This window comes from Sinomonas halotolerans (assembly GCF_039615075.1).
In the GTDB taxonomy this organism is placed as follows: Bacteria; Actinomycetota; Actinomycetes; order Actinomycetales; family Micrococcaceae; genus Sinomonas; species Sinomonas halotolerans.
The window spans coordinates 25,280-45,928 of sequence record NZ_JBDFRB010000007.1; the positions used below are offsets into that span (position 1 = coordinate 25,280).

20 protein-coding genes are annotated in these 20,649 nt (G+C 72.3%); 9 read left to right on the forward strand and 11 right to left on the reverse strand.

Annotated elements, in window-relative coordinates; translation table 11 throughout:
- Positions 1–77 precede the first annotated feature (77 nt).
- Positions 78–1,358 (reverse strand): glycoside hydrolase family 76 protein, encoded by a 1,281-nt coding sequence (locus ABCQ75_RS09645; RefSeq protein WP_345885085.1) that lies wholly within the window; start codon positions 1,356–1,358, stop codon positions 78–80.
- A gap of 218 nt (positions 1,359–1,576) precedes the next feature.
- Here ABCQ75_RS09645 and ABCQ75_RS09650 point away from each other — a divergent pair, with 218 nt between their 5' ends.
- Positions 1,577–2,353: an SDR family NAD(P)-dependent oxidoreductase gene (locus tag ABCQ75_RS09650; RefSeq protein ID WP_345885088.1), complete on the forward strand. Its 777-nt coding sequence runs from the start codon at positions 1,577–1,579 to the stop codon at positions 2,351–2,353.
- Positions 2,350–3,615 (forward strand): acyl-CoA dehydrogenase family protein, encoded by a 1,266-nt coding sequence (locus ABCQ75_RS09655; RefSeq protein WP_345885089.1) that lies wholly within the window; start codon positions 2,350–2,352, stop codon positions 3,613–3,615. The genes ABCQ75_RS09650 and ABCQ75_RS09655 overlap by 4 nt, the downstream gene beginning before the upstream one ends.
- A 38-nt stretch (positions 3,616–3,653) precedes the next feature.
- Here ABCQ75_RS09655 and ABCQ75_RS09660 read toward each other — a convergent pair whose 3' ends face one another.
- Positions 3,654–4,460, reverse strand: coding sequence for a DUF1684 domain-containing protein (locus ABCQ75_RS09660; RefSeq protein ID WP_345885091.1), 807 nt, complete (start codon positions 4,458–4,460; stop codon positions 3,654–3,656).
- Positions 4,461–4,514: 54 nt separating this feature from the next.
- A complete protein-coding gene (locus ABCQ75_RS09665) occupies positions 4,515–5,162 on the reverse strand; it encodes a LysE family translocator (RefSeq protein ID WP_345885093.1) in 648 nt (215 codons plus the stop codon).
- A 223-nt stretch (positions 5,163–5,385) separates the two neighbouring features.
- Here ABCQ75_RS09665 and ABCQ75_RS09670 point away from each other — a divergent pair, with 223 nt between their 5' ends.
- Genes ABCQ75_RS09670 through ABCQ75_RS09675 form a run of 3 tightly spaced genes read left to right on the forward strand, consistent with a single transcriptional unit; the run spans position 5,386 to position 7,225 of the window.
- Complete coding sequence (locus ABCQ75_RS09670) at positions 5,386–6,774, forward strand: OFA family MFS transporter (RefSeq protein WP_345885095.1); 1,389 nt, start codon at positions 5,386–5,388, stop codon at positions 6,772–6,774.
- Position 6,775: 1 nt separating this feature from the next.
- On the forward strand, positions 6,776–6,877 hold the full coding sequence (locus tag ABCQ75_RS16210; RefSeq protein WP_427916083.1) for an MFS transporter small subunit: 102 nt from the start codon (positions 6,776–6,778) through the stop codon (positions 6,875–6,877).
- A 42-nt stretch (positions 6,878–6,919) separates the two neighbouring features.
- The gene (locus tag ABCQ75_RS09675) at positions 6,920–7,225 is read left to right on the forward strand and encodes a hypothetical protein (protein ID WP_345885097.1); all 306 of its coding nucleotides are present in this window, start codon (positions 6,920–6,922) and stop codon (positions 7,223–7,225) included.
- 2 nt (positions 7,226–7,227) lie between these two features.
- Here the strand turns inward: ABCQ75_RS09675 and ABCQ75_RS09680 are convergent, their stop codons facing one another.
- The 3 genes from ABCQ75_RS09680 to ABCQ75_RS09690 form a co-directional block, all read right to left on the reverse strand.
- Entirely contained in the window at positions 7,228–7,899 is a 672-nt protein-coding gene (locus ABCQ75_RS09680) for a DedA family protein (RefSeq protein WP_345885099.1), read from the reverse strand.
- Positions 7,900–8,418: an O-acetyl-ADP-ribose deacetylase gene (locus tag ABCQ75_RS09685; RefSeq protein ID WP_345885101.1), complete on the reverse strand. Its 519-nt coding sequence runs from the start codon at positions 8,416–8,418 to the stop codon at positions 7,900–7,902.
- A 118-nt stretch (positions 8,419–8,536) separates the two neighbouring features.
- On the reverse strand, positions 8,537–9,499 hold the full coding sequence (locus ABCQ75_RS09690; RefSeq protein WP_345885279.1) for a pseudouridine synthase: 963 nt from the start codon (positions 9,497–9,499) through the stop codon (positions 8,537–8,539).
- A gap of 138 nt (positions 9,500–9,637) precedes the next feature.
- Here ABCQ75_RS09690 and ppc point away from each other — a divergent pair, with 138 nt between their 5' ends.
- On the forward strand, positions 9,638–12,484 hold the full coding sequence (gene ppc / locus ABCQ75_RS09695) for a phosphoenolpyruvate carboxylase (protein ID WP_345885103.1): 2,847 nt from the start codon (positions 9,638–9,640) through the stop codon (positions 12,482–12,484).
- A 103-nt stretch (positions 12,485–12,587) separates the two neighbouring features.
- On the forward strand, positions 12,588–13,010 hold the full coding sequence (locus ABCQ75_RS09700) for an Hsp20/alpha crystallin family protein (RefSeq protein WP_345885105.1): 423 nt from the start codon (positions 12,588–12,590) through the stop codon (positions 13,008–13,010).
- 134 nt (positions 13,011–13,144) lie between these two features.
- On the opposite strand, the gene ppsA is transcribed toward ABCQ75_RS09700, so the two are convergent.
- Complete coding sequence (gene ppsA, locus ABCQ75_RS09705) at positions 13,145–15,562, reverse strand: phosphoenolpyruvate synthase (RefSeq protein WP_345885107.1); 2,418 nt, start codon at positions 15,560–15,562, stop codon at positions 13,145–13,147.
- A gap of 3 nt (positions 15,563–15,565) precedes the next feature.
- Positions 15,566–15,976, reverse strand: a complete 411-nt coding sequence (locus ABCQ75_RS09710; protein WP_345885108.1) for a four-helix bundle copper-binding protein — start codon at positions 15,974–15,976, stop codon at positions 15,566–15,568.
- Between the two features lie 184 nt (positions 15,977–16,160).
- Between ABCQ75_RS09710 and ABCQ75_RS09715 the strand changes: the two genes are divergently transcribed.
- The gene (locus tag ABCQ75_RS09715) at positions 16,161–17,852 is read left to right on the forward strand and encodes a GAF domain-containing sensor histidine kinase (RefSeq protein WP_345885109.1); all 1,692 of its coding nucleotides are present in this window, start codon (positions 16,161–16,163) and stop codon (positions 17,850–17,852) included.
- 27 nt (positions 17,853–17,879) lie between these two features.
- On the opposite strand, the gene ABCQ75_RS09720 is transcribed toward ABCQ75_RS09715, so the two are convergent.
- The 3 genes from ABCQ75_RS09720 to ABCQ75_RS09730 form a co-directional block, all read right to left on the reverse strand.
- Positions 17,880–18,218: a class F sortase gene (locus ABCQ75_RS09720; protein ID WP_345885280.1), complete on the reverse strand. Its 339-nt coding sequence runs from the start codon at positions 18,216–18,218 to the stop codon at positions 17,880–17,882.
- Positions 18,219–18,294: 76 nt separating this feature from the next.
- Complete coding sequence (locus ABCQ75_RS09725; protein WP_345885281.1) at positions 18,295–18,978, reverse strand: response regulator; 684 nt, start codon at positions 18,976–18,978, stop codon at positions 18,295–18,297.
- A 106-nt stretch (positions 18,979–19,084) separates the two neighbouring features.
- Positions 19,085–19,771 (reverse strand): hypothetical protein, encoded by a 687-nt coding sequence (locus ABCQ75_RS09730; protein ID WP_345885110.1) that lies wholly within the window; start codon positions 19,769–19,771, stop codon positions 19,085–19,087.
- Between the two features lie 156 nt (positions 19,772–19,927).
- Between ABCQ75_RS09730 and ABCQ75_RS09735 the strand changes: the two genes are divergently transcribed.
- A complete protein-coding gene (locus tag ABCQ75_RS09735; RefSeq protein WP_345885112.1) occupies positions 19,928–20,644 on the forward strand; it encodes an SRPBCC family protein in 717 nt (238 codons plus the stop codon).
- The last annotated feature ends 5 nt before the right edge of the window (positions 20,645–20,649 follow it).

Genomic DNA, 20,649 nt, shown 5'->3' on the forward strand with positions numbered 1-20,649 from the left:
ATCATGAGCATTACGCAAATGAGGCGTGCGCTAATGCGGGGCCGTCGTCGGCTCCGGAGGGACATGAGCCTCCGGCCTCAGCCCCCGCGCGTGAGCTGGTCGGCGAACTCGAGCACCATCCATGCCTGCAGCTGCGTGGAGAGCTCCACCGGCGCGCCCGGCGGGTAGGCGGCCGAGGCCGCCTGGCCCGGGTGCATCGGGAAGGTGACGAGCTCCCGGCCCGCGGTGTCCGTGCGCCGCTCCGCGCCCGCCCACAGGGCCTCCGCGGTAGCCACGACGAGCCGTCGCGCGGTGGCCCGGGCCTCATCCGAGAGCCCCTCGTGCGCCGCCGCCACCGTCAGGTACCGCGCAAGGATCCCCATGAAGAGGCCGCCGTCGCCGTCGCCGTTGGCCCGCAGCGCTCCCGCGCCCGTCCGCACGATGCCGGGCGTGGCCTCGGCGCGCGAGGCCGCAGCGGCGTCGTGCGTGCCGTCCGCGAGGGTGAGCCCGCGCTCCACGGCGGCGATGAGCGCCTCGGCGCGAGCGAGGTTCTCGGGGCCGCCGAGCTCGAGGAGGGCGCCGAGGACCGGGCCCTGGTTGTACGTCCACACGTCCCGCACGAGCGTCGTGGAGCCGTCCGGGGCGATCCGGAGGCCGTCCAGGTAGAGGCCCAGATCCGGGTCGAAGAGCCGGGTGCCGAGCCAGTCGACGAGCCGCTGGGCGCGCTCCCGCTCGCCCGAGCGGGCGAAGAACAGCGCGGCGGGGGCCGTGGCGGGGGTGTTCTTGAAGTCCCGGGCGGTGCTCCAGAAGAGCCCGCCGTCCAGGTCGTCCGTGTGCGCCGAGGCGAGCTGTGCGCCCAGGACACGGGCAGCGGTGCGGGCGGCGCGGAGGCCGCGGTGCCGGATGCGCTCGGTGAGGAAGTCCGCGCGGCCGGCGGCCAGGACGAGCCACGCCATGTCGTCGTAGAACGCGTTCTGGAAGCGGAAGGCGTTGCGGATCCGGACGGTGCGCAGGAGTCGGCGGGCCAGGCGCAGCTCCCGCGGCTCGCGCAGCCCGTCCGACGCGGGGTCATGTCCCTGCGGTCCGGGGTCACCCGGCAGCGTTGCGGGGTCGCTTCCCGGCCGTTGCGGGGTCCCGTCCGGCGCATTGCGGGGTCCCGTCCCGAGCTGCCGCCACGCTGCGTCGACGAGGCAGTCGAGGTAATGGGCCTGCCACCAGTAGTGCCACGGGTCCCACGGGCGGCCGAACCGGCCCGCCGGCCGGGAGACCGAGCCGATCCACGTGCCCGGCACGAATCCGAGCAGGCGGCGGCCGAACCCGGCATTCACGCTGTCTGCCGCAGTCTGCGCGCGTTCGGTCCATTCCGCGGTCTGCTCCATGCCCCCAGCCTAGGAAACCCCGGGATGGCGTGCCTATCGACACAACTCACGGCGCGTCGGGGTCCCAACGGGCCGGATCGGCTGACGAGTTGTGTCGATAGGCACGCGGTTCCCTCGCCCATCCGATGCCACATTGAGGTTATGTGATGCGGGCCACTCGGCTAGGATGGTCTGAGTTAGTGAAGATTAACTGGGCGGACTGACTGGAGGGTGGGGCAATGGAGCTTCGGGGTGCGAGCGCGCTCGTCACGGGAGGGGCCTCGGGCCTGGGGGCCGCCACGGCGCGCCGCCTGCATGCCGAGGGGGCCTCGGTGGTGATCGTGGACCTGCCCGGCAGCGCGGGGGAGGCGTTCGCGGCAGAGCTGGGCGAGCGCGCGGCCTTCGCCCCCGCGGACGTCACCGACGAGGGGCAGGTCCGGGCCGCCGTTGCCCGCGCGGCGGAGCTGGCCCCCCTCCGCGCCGTGGTGAACTGCGCAGGCATCGCGACGCCGGGGAAGGTCCTGGGCCGCGAGGGCGTCCTGGCCCTCGAGCAGTTCGAGCGCGTCGTCCGGGTCAACCTCGTCGGCACCTTCAACGTCATCCGCCTCGCGGCAGAGGCCATGGCCGCCACCGATCCCGTGAGCACCGAGCTGGGCGGACCCGAGCGGGGCGTGATCGTCAACACCGCCTCGGTCGCGGCCTTCGACGGCCAGATCGGCCAGCCCGCCTACGCCGCCTCGAAGGGCGGAGTGCACGCGATGACCCTCCCGCTCGCCCGGGAGCTCGCGCGCCACCTCATCCGCGTCGTCACGATCGCCCCAGGCATCTTCGCGACCCCCATGATGGCCGGCCTCCCCGCCGAGGCCCAGGAGTCGCTCGGCCGCCAGGTCCCGCACCCGTCCCGGCTCGGCCGCCCCGAGGAGTACGCGGGCCTCGTGGCCCACATCGTCGAGAACGCAATGCTCAACGGCGAGACCATCCGCCTCGACGGGGCCATCCGGATGGCCCCCAAGTGAGCGCCGCCGTGCTGCCCCCGGAGCCGGGCCGAGCACCCCGAACCGGTGGGCTGCCCGCCGCCGACTACTACGGCGTCGAACGCCGCCTCAGCGAGCGCGAGCGGGCCAAGCTCGCCCAGCTGCGCGCGTTCCTCGCCGCCGAGGTGGCGCCGCACGCGGTGGGCTGGTGGGAGCGGGAGGAGTTCCCGCACGCGCTCCTGCCGCGCCTCGCCGAGCTGGGGCTCTCCACCCCGCACCGGCACGGGTACTCGCGGCTCTTCACGGGCCTCGTGATCGCGGAGCTCACCCGGGTGGACACGTCCATCGCGACGTTCTTCATGGTCCACCACGACCTCTTCGTGGAGGCCCTGTACGAGTTCGGCACGCCCGACCAGCGCGAGCGCCACCTCGCTGACGCGACCGCGCTGCGGACAACGGGCGCGTTCGCCCTCACGGAGCCGGACCACGGCTCCGACGTGGCCCGCGGGCTCGCCACGACGTGCCGGCGCGAGGGGGACACGTGGGTGCTCGACGGCGCCAAGCGCTGGATCGGCAACGGCACCTTCGCCGACCACCTCCTCGTGTGGGCGCGGGAGGCCGCGCCGGCACCGCATGCTGGCGGGGCGGCTGCCGGCGGGAGCGGTGCGCACGACGGCGGGGTCCCCGGGGCGGTGCGCGGCTTCATCGTCGCCGGGGACGCACCGGGCCTCACCCGCACCAGGATCGAGCACAAGACCGCGCTGCGGACCGTGCAGAACGCGGACCTCGTGCTCGACGGGGTCCGTGTGCCCGAGGAGGACCGGTTCCCCGCGATCTCGAGCTTCGAGGACACGCGCACCATGCTGCTCGGGTCCCGGCTCCTCGTCGCGTGGCAGGCGGTCGGGCAGCAGCTGGCCGCCTTCGACCTCGCCCGGGCGTATGCCGTGGAGCGCGAGCAGTTCGGCCGGCCGCTCGCGAGGTTCCAGCTCGTGCAGGCGCAGCTGACGCAGATGCTCGGGAACGCGACCGCGTCCATGGCGATGCTCGCGGAGCTCGCGGCCCTCCAGGAGGAGGGGGAGGCGACGATGGCCCGGGTGGCGCTGGCCAAGGCGTGGGTGTCCGCCCGGATGCGGGAGACCGTGGCGCTGGGCCGGGGGATCCTCGGCGGGAACGGGATCCTCGCGGACCGGGGCATGGCGAAGGTGTTCGCGGACGCCGAGGCCATTTACACCTACGAGGGGACGTTCGAGGTCAACTCGCTCATCGTGGGCCGGGACGTCACGGGAGTCTCAGCGATCGTCTGAACCCCGCAATGGGGTGGGGGGATGTGGCCCCGCGATGGCTAGCTGGCGTCGGGGGCCTTCTCACCCGCCTCCACCGCGAGGTCCATCGAGTTGCCGCGGACCGGCATGGGGCAGGTGCCGTACGGCGTGAACGCGCTGGGGTAGTTGATGGCCCGGTTGAAGTCCACGATCACGGTCCCGTCCGGGCGCGGCGCCGCGGTCGAGACCTTGCGCCAGTCGTCCGTGGTGCGGCCGTTGGTCTCGTCGTGGAACGTGATGGTCAGGTCCCCGAGGCGGCCCTGCTCGGCCTGCAGCCGGTACTCGTGGCCGTGCCGGTGGAACACCACCTCGCCAGCGGACCTGTGCACGCCGTCCACGAGCGGGTTCGCGGTCGAGATCGGCACCTTGCGCGGCTCCGGGTACGGCTCCCACCGCGCCTCGACCACCCACTCCGGCGCGTAGTCGTAGACCGGCACGCCGCGGAATTCGGTGAGGGTGGGGGACTGCGAGTCGCGGGTGCGGACCGCGTAGGAGCCGCCGCGCATGGCGAGCTCGACGACGACCGTCCCGTACCGCACCCAGTTCAGGGATTCCTCGTTGTCCAGGTGCGCGGCGAACGTACCGTCCACCGGATCGCCCTCCTCGACGAACACGAGCCCCTCGTCCGCCCGAGCCGTCAGCACAGCGGTCTCGAGTCCCGTCGACTCGTCCGTGTGCCACAGGCCCGGGATGCCGTCGAGGCGGGAGGGCTCGGGCGTGAGCCACTGGAGGGACGTGAGCGAGAGCCAGCCGTGCTCCTCGGCCAGGGCGTTCGTGCGGTTCTCGCGGAAGCGCTGCCAGCGCGCGAGCTGCGGATCCTCAGTCATGCTTCGACGATGCCACGCCCGCGCGGCGATGCCCAGTCCCCGTGATGCGGAGGCTCAGGCGTGCCGCGCCTCGAGCACCGTGACCACGCCGAACGCCCCGAGCACCGTCCCGGTCACGCGGTCGATCCACTTGCGGAACTGCGCGCCGTTGATCCACTTCTTGAAGAACTGCGCGGCGGAGACGATCGCCACGAACCACAGCACGGCCTCGATGTTGCTGACCACGGTGAGCAGGAGGCCCATGAGGATCGGCGGGACGCCGGGCACGAGGAACTGCGGGATGACGGCGATGCAGAACATCCCGTACTTGGGGTTGAGCAGATTCGAGACGAAGCCCTTGAACCACGTCCGCCGAAGCGGCTCGAGGCTGTGGTGCGGGAGCGCGCCTGGCGGCAGGTCGGCGTCGTGCTTCGCGAAGGAGGCGCGCCACAGACCCACCCCGAGCCACACCATGTAGGCCGCGCCGGCGAACCGGACCACGTCGTACGCGACTGTGGATACGGCGAGGAGCGCGGACACCCCGGTCGCGGCGGCGGCGCCCCAGATGAACGCGCCGGAGATCATGCCGAGCGCCGCAGTGTAGGCGTGTCGGCGGCCCTGGCTGAGGGTGTAGCGCAGCACGAGCGCGGTGTCCGTCCCGGGGATGACGGTGATGAGCGCCGCGAGCGCGGCGAAGCCCAGCAGGGAGTCGGAGAGCGTCACCTCCCAAGGATACGGTCCGCCGCCGCTCGCCCCGCGTCGGCCTCGGGCGCACGACGGCGAACCCTCCGTCCCGCCGTCGGCCCGCCGGGGCGGTGCACCGGCATCGCCGTTCGTCGCGCGGGAGCTACCGTTCGGCGCAGGCTGGATGTTACGTGAGTCACAGACGGGGAATAGTTGTCCTCGTGTGGCCGGCGCTGGGCCCGGCCTGAATGAGAGGAACCGCATGTCGTGGCTCGACCGGGCGCACACCGTGGCGCATCCCGGATTCAACCGATGGCTCATCCCCCCGGCCGCGCTCGCGGTGCACCTGTGCATCGGCCAGGCCTACGCGACGAGCGTGTACAAGACAGCCCTCGTGAAGCATTTCGACGCGAGCCTCACGCAGATCGGCGTCATCTTCTCGGTCGCGATCGTGATGCTCGGCCTCTCCGCCGCCGTCATGGGCACGTGGGTGGACCGCAACGGGCCGCGCAAGGCGATGTTCGTGGCCGCCCTGTTCTGGGCCGGCGGGTTCCTGGTCGGGGCCGCGGGCATCTTCACGCGGCAGCTGTGGCTCGTCTACCTCGGGTACGGGGTGATCGGCGGGATCGGCCTGGGCATCGGGTACATCTCCCCGGTCTCCACGCTCATCAAGTGGTTCCCGGACCGGCCTGGGCTCGCCACGGGCATGGCCATCATGGGGTTCGGCGGCGGCGCGCTCATCGCGAGCCCGCTCTCCACCGCGCTCCTGACCGCCTATGACCCGGACTCCGCCGTGCCCGGCGGCGTGCCGAGCGGCGAGGCCGTGGGCCTGCTGTTCCTGACCTTCGCCGTGGTGTACTTCGCCTACATGCTCTTCGGCGCGCTCACCATCAAGGTGCCGCCGCCCGGTTGGGCGCCGGCGGGCTTCGACCCGGCGTCGGTGCGGAAGAAGGCACTGGTCACCACGGCCAACGTGACCGCCTCCAAGGCCATCCGGACCCCGCAGTTCTGGCTCCTCTGGACCGTGCTCTTCTGCAACGTGACGGCCGGGATCGGCATCCTCGAGCAGGCCGCGCCCATGATCCAGGACTTCTTCCGCCAGGCGGACGGGAAGTCGCTCGTGGCGGCCTCGGTGGCCGGCGGGTTCGTGGGGCTGCTCTCGATCGGCAACATGGCGGGCCGCTTCGTGTGGTCCACCACCTCGGACATCATCGGGCGCAAGCGGATCTACATGGGGTACCTCGGCGTAGGCGCCGTGCTCTACATCCTGCTGGCGTTCGCCGGCTCGAGCGCCACGGCCCTGTTCGTCCTGTTCGCGTTCATCATCATCTCGTTCTACGGCGGCGGGTTCGCCACGGTGCCCGCGTACCTGCGGGACCTCTTCGGGACCCTCGAGGTGGGCGCCATCCACGGGCGCCTGCTCACCGCCTGGTCCGCGGCCGGCGTCGTGGGCCCGCTCATCGTCAACGCGGTCCTGGACGCCCAGGGCACGCCCGGAAAGCTCACCGCCGCGGCCTACCAGCCTGCGCTGCTCGTGATGGTGGGCCTGCTCGTGGTCGGATTCATCGCCAACCTCATGGTGCGGCCGGTCCACGAGCGGTTCCACGAGCCCCAGCAGCCCGTCGCCGTCGGCGCGCAGAAGGAGAACTGACATGAAGGCAGCACGTGTTGCACTCGGCTGGACGCTCGTGGGGGTGCCCCTCCTGTACGGGATCACCATGACCCTGATCAAGGCGTCGGCCCTCTTCGGCTGAGGCCGCGCGGACCGTATCGGGACGGCGCGGTAGCGTGGGCCCATGCCCAGCTACCGCGCCGTCCTGCAGATCACGGGCCTCAGGCCGGGCTGTCCGCCCGAGCGCGTCATGGCGGCGGCCAAGGAGGCGGTCGCCTCGGTGCACCTCGTCGAGGCGGACCAGATCGACATCGTGCGGGGGATCCCGCAGATCACCGTGCGCTTCCTCGTCGAGGCCGCGAACGAGCCCGAGGAGATCGCCGCCGCGCGTCGGGCCGGCCTCATCATGCAGGACTCGGTGGAGGACGTGGCCACCACCGGCCGCCTCCAGGTGCTGCGGCGTTCCCGCGGCCGCTGGCTCCCGGTGTGACCCTAGGAAGGGGCCGCGGGACCGGCCGGACTCGGGGGCTCCGCGGGCCCGGCCTCGGCTGAGCCCGCACCGGGCGAGGCCGCATGGCGCCGCCGGTGCCTCGTCGCCGCCGCAACCGCGACGACGAGCCCCACCACGAGCCCCACCGACGCGCCGACCGCCGTGCTCGCCCAGAACGGCAGGCTCGTCGCCTGGCCCGTCACGTAGCCGAGGGCCACATGCCACGCGGCCCAGAGGAACCCGCCGATCCCCGCCGCCCCCGCGAAGCGGCGGATCGGCACCTCGCCGACGCCCGCCGTCGCACTCGCCGTGAGCCGTCCGCCGGCGAGGAAGCGCACGCCGATGATGGCCCCGTAGGTCGTCGACGTCCCGAACCTCTCCACCACCCTGCGGATGGTGCGGTGCGCCTGCCGCCCCCAGCGGGTCCGGTCGAGGACGTCCGCCATGCGGTAACGGAACAGCAGGTAGACGCCGAGGTCCGCAGCGAGCGATCCGAGGGTGCCCACCAGCACGAGCGCCAGGGCGCTGACCCGACCCTCCTCCGCGAAGCTCCCGGCGGCCACGAGCGCGATCTCCGAGGGGACGGGCGGGATGAATCCGTCGAGCACCACGAGCACCGCGAGCCACGCGAGCATCCATGGCCCGCCCAGGCCGTCGGCGATTCCGGGGTCCACTCAGCCCACCTCGCGCAGCGCGCTGCGGAAGGCCCGGGCCATCTCCGGTCCGAACAGCACGAACTCGACCACCTCCACGCTGCCCGGCGCCGCGGTATGCACCGTCGAGACCGCGATCGAGGCCACCTCGCGGCGGTCCCATCCATAGATGCCGGCCGAGATCGCGGGGAAGGCCACGGATTCCGCGCCGAGGTCCTGCGCGACCGCGAGGCTCTCGGCGAAGCACGAGGCCAGGAGGCCGGGGTCTCGCTCGCCGGCGTGCCAGTTGGGCCCGACCGTGTGGATGATCCAGCGTGCCGCGAGCTGGAAGCCGGGGGTCGCGACGGCGGCCCCGACAGGGAGTCCGCCGGGCAGCCGGACACGCCGCAGCTCGCGGCAGGCTTCGAGGAGCTCGGGTCCTGCCGCACGGTGGATGGCGCCGTCGACGCCGCCGCCCCCCAGGAGGGACGAGTTGGCGGCGTTGACGATCGCGTCAACGTCCCGTCGCGTGATGTCGCCCTCGACGATCTCGATCCGCATGGAACCAGTGTGCGGGATACGGCCACGTGTGGGGCGGGATCTGGCCACGGGATAAGTGGGATCTGGCCACGCGGGGGGTCAGGATCGCGTGGCCACCTCTCGCCGTCCGCGTGGCCGCTCAGGCGGGCGGGGCCTCCTGCAGCGACAGCCGGCTGCGGAACTCCACGTCCTCCCCGGAGACCGGGTCCCGGAACCGGATCCCGCGGGCCAGCAGCTGGAGCGGCTTCGCGTGGTCGTCGGGCGCCTTGTCGAGCAGCACCGGGTAGAAGGGGTCGTGCACGATCCCGGCCCCGAGCCCGGCCATGTGCACGCGCAGCTGGTGCGTCTTGCCCGTGTGCGGCTCGAGCCGGAACAGCGCCCGCGGCGCCTCCTCCGGGCCGCCCACCCGCTCGAGCGCCACCTTCGTCTCGGCGTTCGGCTCCCCGTCCACCACAGAGGCGAGCAGGTAGTCGCGCCGCTTCTCCATCCTGTTGCGCACGACGACGGGCGCGGCGAACCGCTCTGCCGCCCACCCGGCGTCGTGCGCGCCTGAGCGGACCGGCGCCGACGGCGCGAGCGCGGACACGCACTCGTACTCCTTGCGCACCGCCCGCCGCTCGAAGAGGACCTGGTACTTCCCCCGCGTCTCCGGGTTGACCGAGAAGAGGAGGACGCCCGCGGTCATGCGGTCGAGGCGGTGCATGGGGATGAGGTCCGGCAGGTCCAGGGCGTTCCGCAGCCGCACGAGCGCGGACTCCTGGATGTACGTCCCGCCCGGGGTGGTGGGCAGGAAGTGCGGCTTGTCCACGACGAGGACGTGCTCGTCCCGGTGGAGGACGGACAGCTCGACGGGGAGCCGTTCCTCGGCGGGCAGGGTCCGGTAGTACCAGATGAAGGTGTGCTCATCCAGCGGGGTGCCCCGGTGCAGCGGCGAGCCGTCCATCCCGACGATCTCGCCGCCGTCGAACCTCTCGAGGATGCCTTCCGGGTCGATGTGCCCCCACCGGTGCAGCATGTAGTCCAGCGCGGTGTCCCACCCCGTCTCGGGCAGGCGCAGGCGCGTGGCGTTGACGCCGTCGCGCACGGGGAGGGGGGATTTCATCACCGTTCAAGGGTAGCCAGTATGCGGACACCCCGCAGAGGACTGCGGACGGCTGGGGTATCCTCGTTCGCTGGAACTAGTAATCCGGCTCACAGTATCCAGCGACGCATACGAGCCCCTCACCCGCTGGAGTCGCCCATGCCCGCGCCCGCCGATGCCGTCGACGTTCCCCGGGCGGAGGATCCCGGCCTGGCCGCCGAACCGGCAGCAGAGCTCAGAGCGGACGTCCGCCGCGTCTCGACCCTCCTGGGCGAGTCGCTCGTGCGCCAGCACGGCCCGGATCTGCTGCACCTCGTCGAGGAGGTGCGGCTGCTCACCAAGGAGTCCAAGGAGGCGGCCCGCGGCGGCGCCGGTGCGGTGGGCCCGTGGAACGCGGCCGACGTCGCACAGCAGGTCCGCGAGCTGCTCGCCTCCCTGCCCCTCGACGAGGCGACGGAGCTCGTGCGCGCGTTCGCGTTCTACTTCCACCTCGCCAACGCCGCGGAGCAGCTCCACCGGGTGCGCGAGCTGGGGGAGCGGGCGGACGACGCCGGGTGGCTGGCTTCCGCCGTCCGCGACATCGCCGCGGAGGCCGGCGCCGAGGCCCTGCAGCATGTGGCCGACCGGCTCGACGTGCGCCCCGTGTTCACCGCGCACCCCACGGAGGCCTCGCGCCGATCAGTCTTGGACAAGCTGCGCGCGATCTCCCGGGTCCTGTCCGTGGCCTCCCATGAGGGCACCGCACTGCGCGCCCGCCAGGACCGGCACCTCGCGGAGCTCATGGACCAGATGTGGCAGACGGACGAGCTGCGCCAGGTCCGCCCCACCCCGATCGACGAGGCCCGCAACGCCGTCTACTACCTCGGGGAGATCCTCACCGGGGCCATGCCCGAGGTCCTCGACGAGCTCTCGGGACTGCTCGCCGAGCACGGCGTGCGCCTGCCCGAGGACCGCGCGCCGCTGCGCTTCGGCTCGTGGATCGGCGGGGACCGGGACGGCAACCCCAACGTGACCCCCGAGGTCACGCGCGAGATCCTCGCGCTGCAGAACCAGGCTGCGGTGCGCATCGCCGTCGCGCTCGTAGACGAGCTCATCAGCGTCCTCTCCAATTCCACCGCCCTCGCCGGCGCCGCGCCCGAGCTCGAGGAGTCCATCCGCACGGACCTCGCGAAGCTGCCCGGGATCGACCGCCGCGTGCTCGAGCTCAATGCCCAGGAGCCGTACCGGCTCAAGCTCACGTGCATCAAGGCCAAGCTGCTCAACACGGGCCGGCGCGTCTCCGCCGGCACCCCGCACGAGCCGGGCCGGGACTACATCTCGACCGAGGAGCTGCGCGAGGACCTCGCCGTCCTCGAGCGCGCGCTGCGCATCCACTCGCCCCTCGCGGCCGACGGCGTGCTGGCCACCGCCCGCCGCGTCCTCGCCTCGTTCGGGCTGCACCTGGCCACTCTGGACATCCGCGAGCACGCCGACTACCACCACGAGGCCGTCGGCCTGCTCCTGGACCCCCTCGCGGAGCTGTCCCGGCCGTACCTGGAGCTGCCCCGGGCCGAGCGGCGACGGGTCCTCGCCCTCGAGCTGGGGTCCCGCCGTCCGCTCTCCGGCCACCCGATCGAGCTCCCGGGCCACGCGGGACGCGTCTACGAGACGATGCGCGTGATCCGCCAGGCCCGGCGGCTCTACGGGCCGGACGTCATCGAGACCTACATCGTCTCGATGACCCGCGGCGCTGACGACGTCCTGGCGCCGGCCCTCCTGGCCCGCGAGGCCGGCCTGGTGCGCCTGTACGGCGACGAGCCGTACGCGCACATCGGGTTCGCCCCGCTGCTCGAGACGGTCGAGGAGCTGCGCGGCTCCGCCGAGATCATCGACCAGCTCCTCTCCGAGCCGGCCTACCGCGAGATCGTGCGGCTGCGCGGGGACGTGCAGGAGGTCATGCTCGGCTACTCGGACTCGAACAAGGAGTCCGGGGTGCTCACGAGCCAGTGGGAGATCCACAAGACCCAGCGGAAGCTGCGCGACGTCGCGGCCCGGCACGGGGTGCGGCTGCGGCTCTTCCACGGCCGCGGCGGGTCCGTGGGGCGCGGCGGGGGGCCGACGTACGACGCGATCCTGGCCCAGCCCAACGGCGTCCTCGAGGGCGAGATCAAGTTCACCGAGCAGGGCGAGGTCATCTCGGACAAGTACTCGCTGCCCGAGCTCGCGCGCGAGAACCTCGAGCTGTCCCTCGCGGCCGTCATGCGCGCCACGGCCCTGCACAAGGACCCGCGCACCACCGTGGACGAGCGCGAGCGGTACGGCGAGCTCATGGACCTCATCTCGGATGCCGCGTTCGCGCGCTACCGGGGCCTGATCGACGACCCGGACCTGCCCGCGTACTTCGTGGCCTCCACGCCGGTCGAGCAGCTCGGGCAGCTCAACATCGGCTCCCGGCCGTCCAAGCGCCCCGACTCCGGGGCGGGCCTCGGCGGCCTCCGCGCCATCCCGTGGGTGTTCGGCTGGACGCAGTCCCGCCAGATCGTCCCGGGCTGGTACGGCGTGGGCTCCGGCCTGAAGGCCGCGCGGGAGGCGGGCAAGGAGGACGAGCTGCGCGAGATCTCCGAGCGCTGGCACTTCTTCCGCTCGGTCCTGTCCAACGTGGAGATGACCCTCGCCAAGACGGACCTCGAGATCGCCTCGCATTATGTGGCGACCCTGGTTCCGGCCGAGCTGCACCACGTGTTCGAGGACATCCGGGCCGAGTACGAGCTCACGGTCTCCGAGGTGCGGCGGCTCACCGGCGAGTCCACCCTGCTCGAGGCCTCGCCCACCCTCAAGCGCACGCTCGAGATCCGTGACCAGTACCTCGACCCGATCAGCTACCTCCAGGTGGAGCTGCTGCGCCGGATCCGCGAGGCCGGCGTGCCGGCAGAGGGCTCGGAGGGCTCCGGGGAGCTGGCGGGGCTGCAGCGGGCGCTCCTGATCACGATCAACGGAGTCGCGGCCGGCCTGCGCAACACCGGCTGACCCGCCGGCGGGACCAAGGGCCCTCGCCGTCGTTCGCGCAGCCGCACATGCTGGAGGTGCGGGCCCGCCCGACGACCCGCGCGAAACGGAAAGGGGTACACCCATGTCAGAGCTGGCCAAGTGGTTCGACCACCGCCGTACGCCCTTCGAGCTGCTCGAGCGGCTCTTCGAGGGGGAAACCGGCGGCGCGGCGATCAAGGTCGAGGAGGTCCGGGAGGGCGATTCCCTCGTGGTCAAGGCCGAGCTGCCCGGGATCGACCCGGACAAGGACGTGGACGTGAGCGTCTCCGACGGCGCGCTCCACATCCGCGCCCGCCGCGAGGAGAAGTCCGAGCACAAGGACAACGACTCCTACCGCTCGGAGTTCCGGTACGGCTCCTTCTCGCGCACGCTCCCGCTCCCCGAGGGCGTCACCGGGGACGATGTCACCGCGAGCTACAAGGACGGCGTCCTCGAGGTGCGCGTGCCAGTCCCGACGCAGACGGCTCCGCCGCCGTCCGCGAAGATCCAGGTGACGCGCGGCTGAGCGCCCGTCGGGGCGTTTCCCGCGCTGCGGCGCACGACGGCGGGAAGAGGAGCGCGGTGTACCCGGAACGGTGAAAGGGCGCTGTGATGTGTACCTGAGACGTCGAAATGGTCCTGTTATATGTACCCGGAACGTCAGGGGGTGGGGCGCTCGGCCTCGGCGATGATCGGGACGGTCCGCAGGAAGCTGTCCGGGTTGAGCGAGATGGAGTCGATGCCCTCGCCCACGAGGAACTCCGCGAAGTCCGGGTGGTTGCTCGGCCCCTGGCCGCAGATCCCGATCGGGATGCCGGCGGCGTGGGCCTTGCGGATGGCCTCGGCGATCATGGCGGTCACGGCCTCGTCCCGCTCGTCGAACTGCTCGGCGAGGTACGCCGAATCGCGGTCCACCCCCAGGACAAGCTGCGTGAGGTCGTTCGAGCCGATCGAGAACCCGTCGAACCGTGAGGCGAACTTCTCCGCGAGCACCACGTTGGAGGGGATCTCGCACATCATGTACACCTTGAGCCCGTTCTCGCCGCGCGCCAGGCCGTTCTCGGCCATCGCCGCGAGCACCGCGTCCGCCTCAGCGGGGGTGCGGCAGAACGGCACCATGACGACGACGTTGGCGAACCCGAGCACCTCCCTCGCCTTCTTCAGCGCGCGGCACTCGAGGGCGAAGCCCTCACGGTAGCGCTCGTCGTGGTAGCGCGAGGCGCCCCGGAATCCGAGCATGGGGTTCTCCTCGGCCTCCTCGAATGCGGCACCGCCAAGGAGTCCGGCGTACTCGTTGGTCTTGAAGTCGCTCAGGCGCACGATCGCCGGCGCGGGGTGGAACGGGGCGGCGATCTTCGCGATCCCGGCCGCGAGGTGGTCCACGAAGTACTCGGTCGGGTCGGCGTAGGCGCGGGTGAGCTCCGCGATGGCCTCGCGGTCCGCGGGATCCGTGACCCGCTCGGGGTGGACGAGCGCCATGGGGTGCACCCGGATCAGGCCCGAGATGATGAACTCCATCCGCGCGAGCCCCACCCCGGCGGCCGGCAGCCGCCACCAGCGGAACGCCGCGGAGGGGTCCGCGAGGTTCACCATGACCCGGGTGCGCGTCTCCGGCAGCGCTCCGATGTCCGCCTCCTCGACCTCGAACGGCACGAGATCGCCCAGGACGAGGCCCTCCGCGCCCTGGGCGCACGAGACGGTGACGGGGTCGCCGTCCGGGATCGCCGTGGTCCCGTGGACGGTGCCGACGACGGCCGGCACGCCCAGCTCGCGGCTCACGATCGCGGCGTGGCTCGTGGGCCCGCCGTGGTCGGTGACGATCCCCGATGCGCGCTTCATGATCGGCACCCAGTCCGGGTCCGTCATGGTGGTCACGAGCACGGCGCCGTCCCGGAACCTGCCGATCTCGGAGGGGTCCGCGATCACGCACGCCTCCCCGGAGGAGATAGCGTCCCCGATCGCCGCGCCCCGCGCGAGCACGGGCCCCGTGCCGGTCAGGCGGTGGATGCGCAGGGCGGAGGCGCTCCGCCGCGCCTGGACGGTCTCGGGCCGGGCCTGGACCATGAACAGCTCGCCCGTCACCCCGTCCTTGGCCCATTCCATGTCCATGGGCCGGCCGTAGTGCTCCTGCACCGCGACGGCCCAGCGCGCGAGCGTGAGGATCTCGTCGTCGTCGAGCACGAACGCCTCCCGCTCGGCCCGCGAGGTCTCGAGCGCGAGTGTCCCCGAGCCGGAGCGGGCGAACACGAGCTTGCGCTCCTTCGCGCCGGCGGCCTTGCCGATGATGGGCCTCAGCCCCCGCTGCCCGAGGAGCGGGGAGAAGACCTCGTAAAGGTCCGGGTTCACTGATCCCTGCACCACGGTCTCCCCGAGCCCCCACGCCGCGCTGATCTCCACCACACGCGGGAAGCCGGACTCGGTGTCGAGGGTGAAGATGACGCCGGAGCCGGCCAGGTCCGAGCGGACCATGCGCTGGACGCCGATCGAGAGCGCCACGTCGAGGTGGTCGATCCCGCGCAGCTCCCGGTACGCGATGGCCCGGTCCGTGAAGAGGGACGCGAAGCAGCGGCGGCATGCGTCGAGCAGTTCCCGCTCGCCGGAGACGTTGAGGAACGTCTCCTGCTGGCCGGCGAAGCTCGCCTCGGGGAGGTCCTCGGCCGTCGCCGAGCTGCGGACCGCGACCGCGGGCGCTTCCAGCCCCACGCGCGAGGCGAGGCTGCGGTACGCGGCGAGGATCGGCGTCGTGAGCTGCTCGGGGAAGGCCCCGGCGAGGAAGAGCTCGCGGGCCGCGGCGCCGGTCTCGCGCAGGGACGCGCCGCCGCCCCGGTACGCGGAGAGCACCGCGCCGAGGGAGCCGCGGATGCCGTTGGCGTCGATGAAGAGCCGGTACGCCTCCGAGGTCGTCGCGAAGCCCTCGGGCACGGCCACGCCGGCCTCCTTCAGGCTCCGCACGAGCTCCCCGAGGGAGGCGTTCTTGCCGCCCACACGCGCCACATCCCCGATCCCCACCTCCTCGAACGCGACGACGAGGCCGGCCGAGTCCGTCCCGGGGCGGGGATGCTCCACGGCGGTCGCCATGGCTCAGCCCCTCGCGAGGAGGCCGGCCGCGGCGGCGCGCACACGGGCGCACGCTTCGGCGGTGACGCGGCAGTGCTCGTAGGCGCCGGCGTAGACCCGGGCGGCGTCCTCGCACAACGCGGCCACGTCCCCGAGCGCGTGAAGCACGGTGGCGGGAGTCGGCCCGAAGTCGGAGCCGAAGCGGGAGAGGATCTGGGCGGCGGCGGAGCACATGGCGGCGGCGTTCTGCTGGGCCCTGACCACGTTCCTCAGGTGCGCGATGCCCGGCTCGTCGAGGCAGCTGTCCGCCCCCGTGGTGCATGCCTGCGCGCACGCGAGGGCGGCGTCGATCGCCTCGGTGAGCGCGGTCCGCTCCTCCTCGGACATGTCCGGGGCCGCCGGGTGGACAACGAGGGCATCCCGGGTGTGGGTCATGGCGCGCTCCTGGTCGAAGGGGGTGCCGCGGGGCGGTGCGGCCTTCCGGGGGCGGTCGCCATCGCGGACGACGCCGGCCCCTCGCCCTTCGATTCTTGGCGCGCCCGCCGCGCGGTGTAAGTGTCTTTGGTCCCCCTCCTGCCCCCTGCAAGCACTCGTGGTCATACTGGAATCAGGAGGAACAGTGGACGTACACGAGACGGGCGGCGGCTCGATCCTGCCCGAGACGGCGGCGAACCGGATCGAGGACCTGCTGAAGCAATTCGTGTCCCGGGCGCATGAGCTGCTCGAGACGCAGGAGCGCATGCGCGGGCTGCTCTCCGCAGTGGTGTCCGTCGCGGAGGAGCTCACGCTCGAGGCGGTCCTGGACCGGGTGGTGACCTCGGCACGGGACCTGGTCGGTGCCCGGTACGCGGCGCTCGGGGTGCTCGCCCCGGAGGGCGGCCTGCTCAGCCACTTCCTGACCGTGGGGATGGACGACGAGACGGTGAGCCGGATCGGCGCCCCGCCCACGGGGCATGGTGTCCTGGGCCTGCTCATCCGCGAGCCGCACCCCATCCGGCTGCACGATCTGGGCGCGCACGCCGACTCCTACGGATTCCCCGCGAACCATCCGCCCATGCACTCCTTCCTCGGCGTGCCCATCCGAGTGCGGGACGAGGTGTTCGGCAACCTCTACCTCACGGAGAAGGCGGGCGGGGAGGACTTCAGCGCCGAGGACGAGGACCTCGCGGTCGCCCTCGCGGCCGCCGCGGGCGTCGCGATCGAGAACGCCCGGCTCTTCGCGGACATCGCCCGGCGCCAACGCTGGCGCGAGGCGAGCATGGGCGTGGCCGGCGGGATCCTGGAGATGGACGAGCCGGAGGACGCGTTCGAGCTCATCGCCGAGCAGGCGCTCGTGCTGTCCGAGTCCGACCTCGCGGCGGTGGCACTCCCGTGGCACGACGGCGAGCAGGTGCGGTGGCCGGCGGTGGTCGGCGCCGCGGCGGAGGAGTTCGACGCCGTGGCGCGCGCAGGGGCCGTGGCACTCGCCGCACGCGCGGTGGCGGGGGGCCATCCGATCCTGGCCGAGGGCGCAGAGGTGTTCGGCGGGGCGCACCGGGGCATCCGCCAGGTCCTCGTGGTCCCCGGGAGCCAGGGCATCGGCGCCGTCGTCCTGGCCCGGGCGCAGGGCGGCCCGCCCATATCCCCCGTGGACGTCGAGATGGCGCCGGGCTTCTTCGCCTACACGGCCCTCGCGCTGCAGGTGGCCAGGACCCACCTGCTGCGCGAGCAGCTCGTGGTGTTCTCCGACCGGGACCGGATCGCGCGGGACCTCCACGACATCGTGATCCAGCGCCTCTTCGCCGCGGGCCTGAGCCTGCAGGGCCTGCGCCGCTTCATACCGCACGGGGCGGGGGAGAAGATCGATGCGATCACCGCCGAGCTGGACGAGAGCATCGCAGCCGTGCGCAGCACCATCTACTCGCTCAACGAGGCCAGCGCCACGGACCGCCTGAGCGCCCGGCTCGTGCGGGTCGTGCAGGACGGCGCCCGGTCCCTCCCGAGCGCGCCGCGGGTGGAGCTGTACGGGCCGATCGACACCGCCGTCTCACCGGCCGTGGGAGACCATGTGGTCGCGGTGCTCACGGAGGGCGTCTCGAACGTGGTGCGGCACGCGCAGGCGGATTCGCTGTGGGTCACGGCCTCGGTGAGCGGCGGCAGGCTCGAGCTCGTGGTGTCCGACGACGGCCAGGGGCTCGGCGAGGTCACGCGCCGCAGCGGGCTCAAGAACGTCGAGGACCGCGCCCGCGTCCTCGGCGGCACCTGCGAGGTGGGCTCGTCGGACGACGGCGGCACGCGCCTGCGCTGGGAGGTCCCGCTGGGCGGTCGGTAGTCCGGGCGGCCGCCAGACAGAGCCGGGTCAGGCCGGGACCGCGGTCACGATCACGTTCCTGCCGTGCAGGTCCTGGCTGTAGCAGCTGACGAGCACGAGCCGGTTGGGCACGGCGCGCCAGATGCCGCTGTCCTTGAGCGTCTGCTTGTCATGCGTGCTGACCGAGTCCACCCGGTACCGGATCGTCCCGGCCGCAGTGGTCACCGTGACGGCGTCTCCCACCTTGACGTCCGTGCTGAGGCGGTTGAACGGGGCATCCCGGTCCTCCCAGCTGTGGCCCGTGATGTAGGTCGTGTTCTCCGAGCCCCTGCCCGGCCTGCCGTAGGGGGGTACAGTGCCCGCAATCAGGCGCGAGGGAGAAATCAGGGCGCCGACTGCTCACGTGCTGGGGCCGTGCAGCAGGCCCCGTGCACCAAGCCCGCCTGCATGAGGCCCCGTGTGATCAAGCCCCGGTGCGGTTGCGGGCGATGAACAGGGCGGCCTGGGTCCGCCGCTCGTAGCCGAGCTTGGCCAGCAGCGAGGAGACGTAGTTCTTGACCGTCTTCTCTGCGAGGAACAGGTGCTCGCCGATCTCCCGGTTGGTCATGCCCTGGCCGATGAGCTCGAGGACGCGCCGCTCCTGAGGGCTGAGGAGGTCCAGCCGTGGGTCCGTGGCCGGCTCGACCGCCGTGAGGCCCGCGAGGACGCGCGTGCGGACCTCCGGGTCGAAGAGCGACTCCCCGGCCGCCGCCCGGCGCAGTGCCGTGACAAGCTCGGTCCCGCGGATCTCCTTGAGCACGTAGCCGCTCGCCCCGGCGAGGACCGCGCCGCGGAGCGACTGCTCGTCGTCGTAGCTCGTGAGCATGACGCAGGGGAGGGAAGGGTCCACGGCGTGGACGTCGCGGCACACCTCGATCCCGGTCCCGTCGGGCAGGCGGACGTCGAGAACCGAGACGTCCGGCCGGAGCGCGGGAATGCGCCGCGTGGCCTCCGCCGCGGTCGCAGATGTGCCCACGACGTCGAAGCCCTCGCCCTCGAGAAGCTCCTGCAGCCCCCGCCGCACGAGCTCGTGGTCGTCGAGGATGAACACCCTCAGCGGTGCCTTGCCGTCATCCTGATGGTCGCCGAATTTGCCTTCATCCCGCATTCCGTCGAACACAGCCGACTCCTCACTCTGTCCCCCAGCATTCCCCAAGTCCCATCATTCTTCCCGGCACGGGCCGGAGGGGCTAGGGTCTTAGGGCCGTTGAGGGTCAGGCCGCGGCCGGCGCTTGGCGCATCGGGGCCCGGCGCTCGGCAGCGCCCGTGAGCTGGCGGCCGGCGAAGGCGAGCCAGATGGGCCACGCAAGGTAGGCAGCCGCGCCCACGGCACCCCCTACGGCGAAGAGCGCCGTCTGGAGCGCCGGGATCCCGGCAGCCGCGTAGCCGGCGGACACGACCGGCAGCGCGATGACCATGCCTGTCCCGAGGGCCCGGCCGGCCCGCGCGAGCCGCGGGGGATAGGGGGCGCGGTGGGCGAGCTTGTGGTTGGCCACCGCCGTCCACACCGCCTGGCCGAGGATGCCCGCCATCGTCACGGCAGTGGACGCCGTGAAGTCCACAAGGTGCAGCGAGAGCAGGACGCTGCTCACGGCAGCCGCACCGGAGCCGGCGACGGTCGCGCCGAGGGCCAGCCGGCTCCCAGGTCCCTGACCGAGGCGCCGGTGGATCTGGACGATCGCGGGGATGGAGGCGGCGAAGAACAGTCCTCCTGTGAAGTCGTTGATGCCGCCGAAGACGTAGGGGCCGCCGCGCGGGACCTCGACGGCGAACATGGCGGCCAGGGCTGCCGCGCTCACGACTCCGATCCCGGCGGCCGCATAGGCTGCGGCGCCGGCGGGCCTGTCGCCGGGAAGGTGGCCGAGGGGGATGACAGCTGCGCCGTGCGGGGTCGATGCCATGACTGCTCCTAGTGGGGACGCTGCCTCCCAGCCGGTAGCTGCTTCCAGCGTAAGCCCGTTCCACTGTCCCGAACGAGCACCTGCCCGGTCTTGACACGGGAACGCGGCCGTGGCCATCGTGGCACGGCGGCGGCGCCACAGACGAGGAGACCAGCCATGACCGAGAGCCATCCCTTCGAGATCGTCCAGGACGTCCTGATCGACGCGGCGCCCGAGCGGATCTGGCAGGCGCTCACCGAGGACACGGCCGCGTGGATGTACCCGTTCCACGAGGCCTACCCGCACGAGCGGGTCGCGGAGGAGTACCCCGCGCGTCTGGTCCAGCGCATGGAGGGGGAGGGCGGCTGGTACAACCAGCTCGAGTACGTCCTCACGCCGGGCCCGGAGGGGACGCACCTGCACTACGTCCACTCGTCCGTCCTGACCGACGACTGGGAGCGCCAGTACGACGCCGCCGTGAGGCACACGGCCTTCTACCTGCACACGCTCGCCGAGTACCTGGCCCACTTCGACGGCCGGCCGGTCGCGTTCAGCGAGGTGCAGGGGCCCGACGGCGCGGCCGCGCCTGACGCGTTCGAGCTCCTCGTGGGCTCGCTCGGCCTGCTCGGCGCCATCCCGGGTGAGAAGCGGGACCTCGACGTCCCGGGGCTGGGACCCGCGGAGGTGACGGTGGACTACCTCGAGGAGAACTTCCTGGGCCTGCGCACCGAGGACCTGATGGTGCGGGTGTTCGGCCGGCAGGCCTACGGGCACCGTGTGGGGCTCACGGTGCACGACTTCTCGACGGGCGAGGGCTCGGACGGGGACCGGACGGCGAAGGCTGCGGCCAACGCGGAGGCGTGGTCGGCGTACCTTGAAGGCCTGTACGGATAGGCCCT

Excerpts from the sequence above, each read along its gene's own strand:
- ABCQ75_RS09645 (WP_345885085.1), bottom strand. The coding sequence starts at position 1,358 with ATGGAGCAGACCGCGGAATGGACCGAACGCGCGCAGACTGCGGCAGAC.
- ABCQ75_RS09650 (WP_345885088.1), top strand. The coding sequence starts at position 1,577 with ATGGAGCTTCGGGGTGCGAGCGCGCTCGTCACGGGAGGGGCCTCGGGC.
- ABCQ75_RS09660 (WP_345885091.1), bottom strand. The coding sequence starts at position 4,460 with ATGACTGAGGATCCGCAGCTCGCGCGCTGGCAGCGCTTCCGCGAGAAC.
- ABCQ75_RS09670 (WP_345885095.1), top strand. The coding sequence starts at position 5,386 with ATGTCGTGGCTCGACCGGGCGCACACCGTGGCGCATCCCGGATTCAAC.
- ABCQ75_RS16210 (WP_427916083.1), top strand. The coding sequence starts at position 6,776 with ATGAAGGCAGCACGTGTTGCACTCGGCTGGACGCTCGTGGGGGTGCCC.
- ABCQ75_RS09675 (WP_345885097.1), top strand. The coding sequence starts at position 6,920 with ATGCCCAGCTACCGCGCCGTCCTGCAGATCACGGGCCTCAGGCCGGGC.
- ABCQ75_RS09685 (WP_345885101.1), bottom strand. The coding sequence starts at position 8,418 with ATGCGGATCGAGATCGTCGAGGGCGACATCACGCGACGGGACGTTGAC.
- ABCQ75_RS09690 (WP_345885279.1), bottom strand. The coding sequence starts at position 9,499 with ATGAAATCCCCCCTCCCCGTGCGCGACGGCGTCAACGCCACGCGCCTG.
- ppc (WP_345885103.1), top strand. The coding sequence starts at position 9,638 with ATGCCCGCGCCCGCCGATGCCGTCGACGTTCCCCGGGCGGAGGATCCC.
- ABCQ75_RS09700 (WP_345885105.1), top strand. The coding sequence starts at position 12,588 with ATGTCAGAGCTGGCCAAGTGGTTCGACCACCGCCGTACGCCCTTCGAG.
- ppsA (WP_345885107.1), bottom strand. The coding sequence starts at position 15,562 with ATGGCGACCGCCGTGGAGCATCCCCGCCCCGGGACGGACTCGGCCGGC.
- ABCQ75_RS09710 (WP_345885108.1), bottom strand. The coding sequence starts at position 15,976 with ATGACCCACACCCGGGATGCCCTCGTTGTCCACCCGGCGGCCCCGGAC.
- ABCQ75_RS09725 (WP_345885281.1), bottom strand. The coding sequence starts at position 18,978 with ATGCGGGATGAAGGCAAATTCGGCGACCATCAGGATGACGGCAAGGCA.
- ABCQ75_RS09730 (WP_345885110.1), bottom strand. The coding sequence starts at position 19,771 with ATGGCATCGACCCCGCACGGCGCAGCTGTCATCCCCCTCGGCCACCTT.
- ABCQ75_RS09735 (WP_345885112.1), top strand. The coding sequence starts at position 19,928 with ATGACCGAGAGCCATCCCTTCGAGATCGTCCAGGACGTCCTGATCGAC.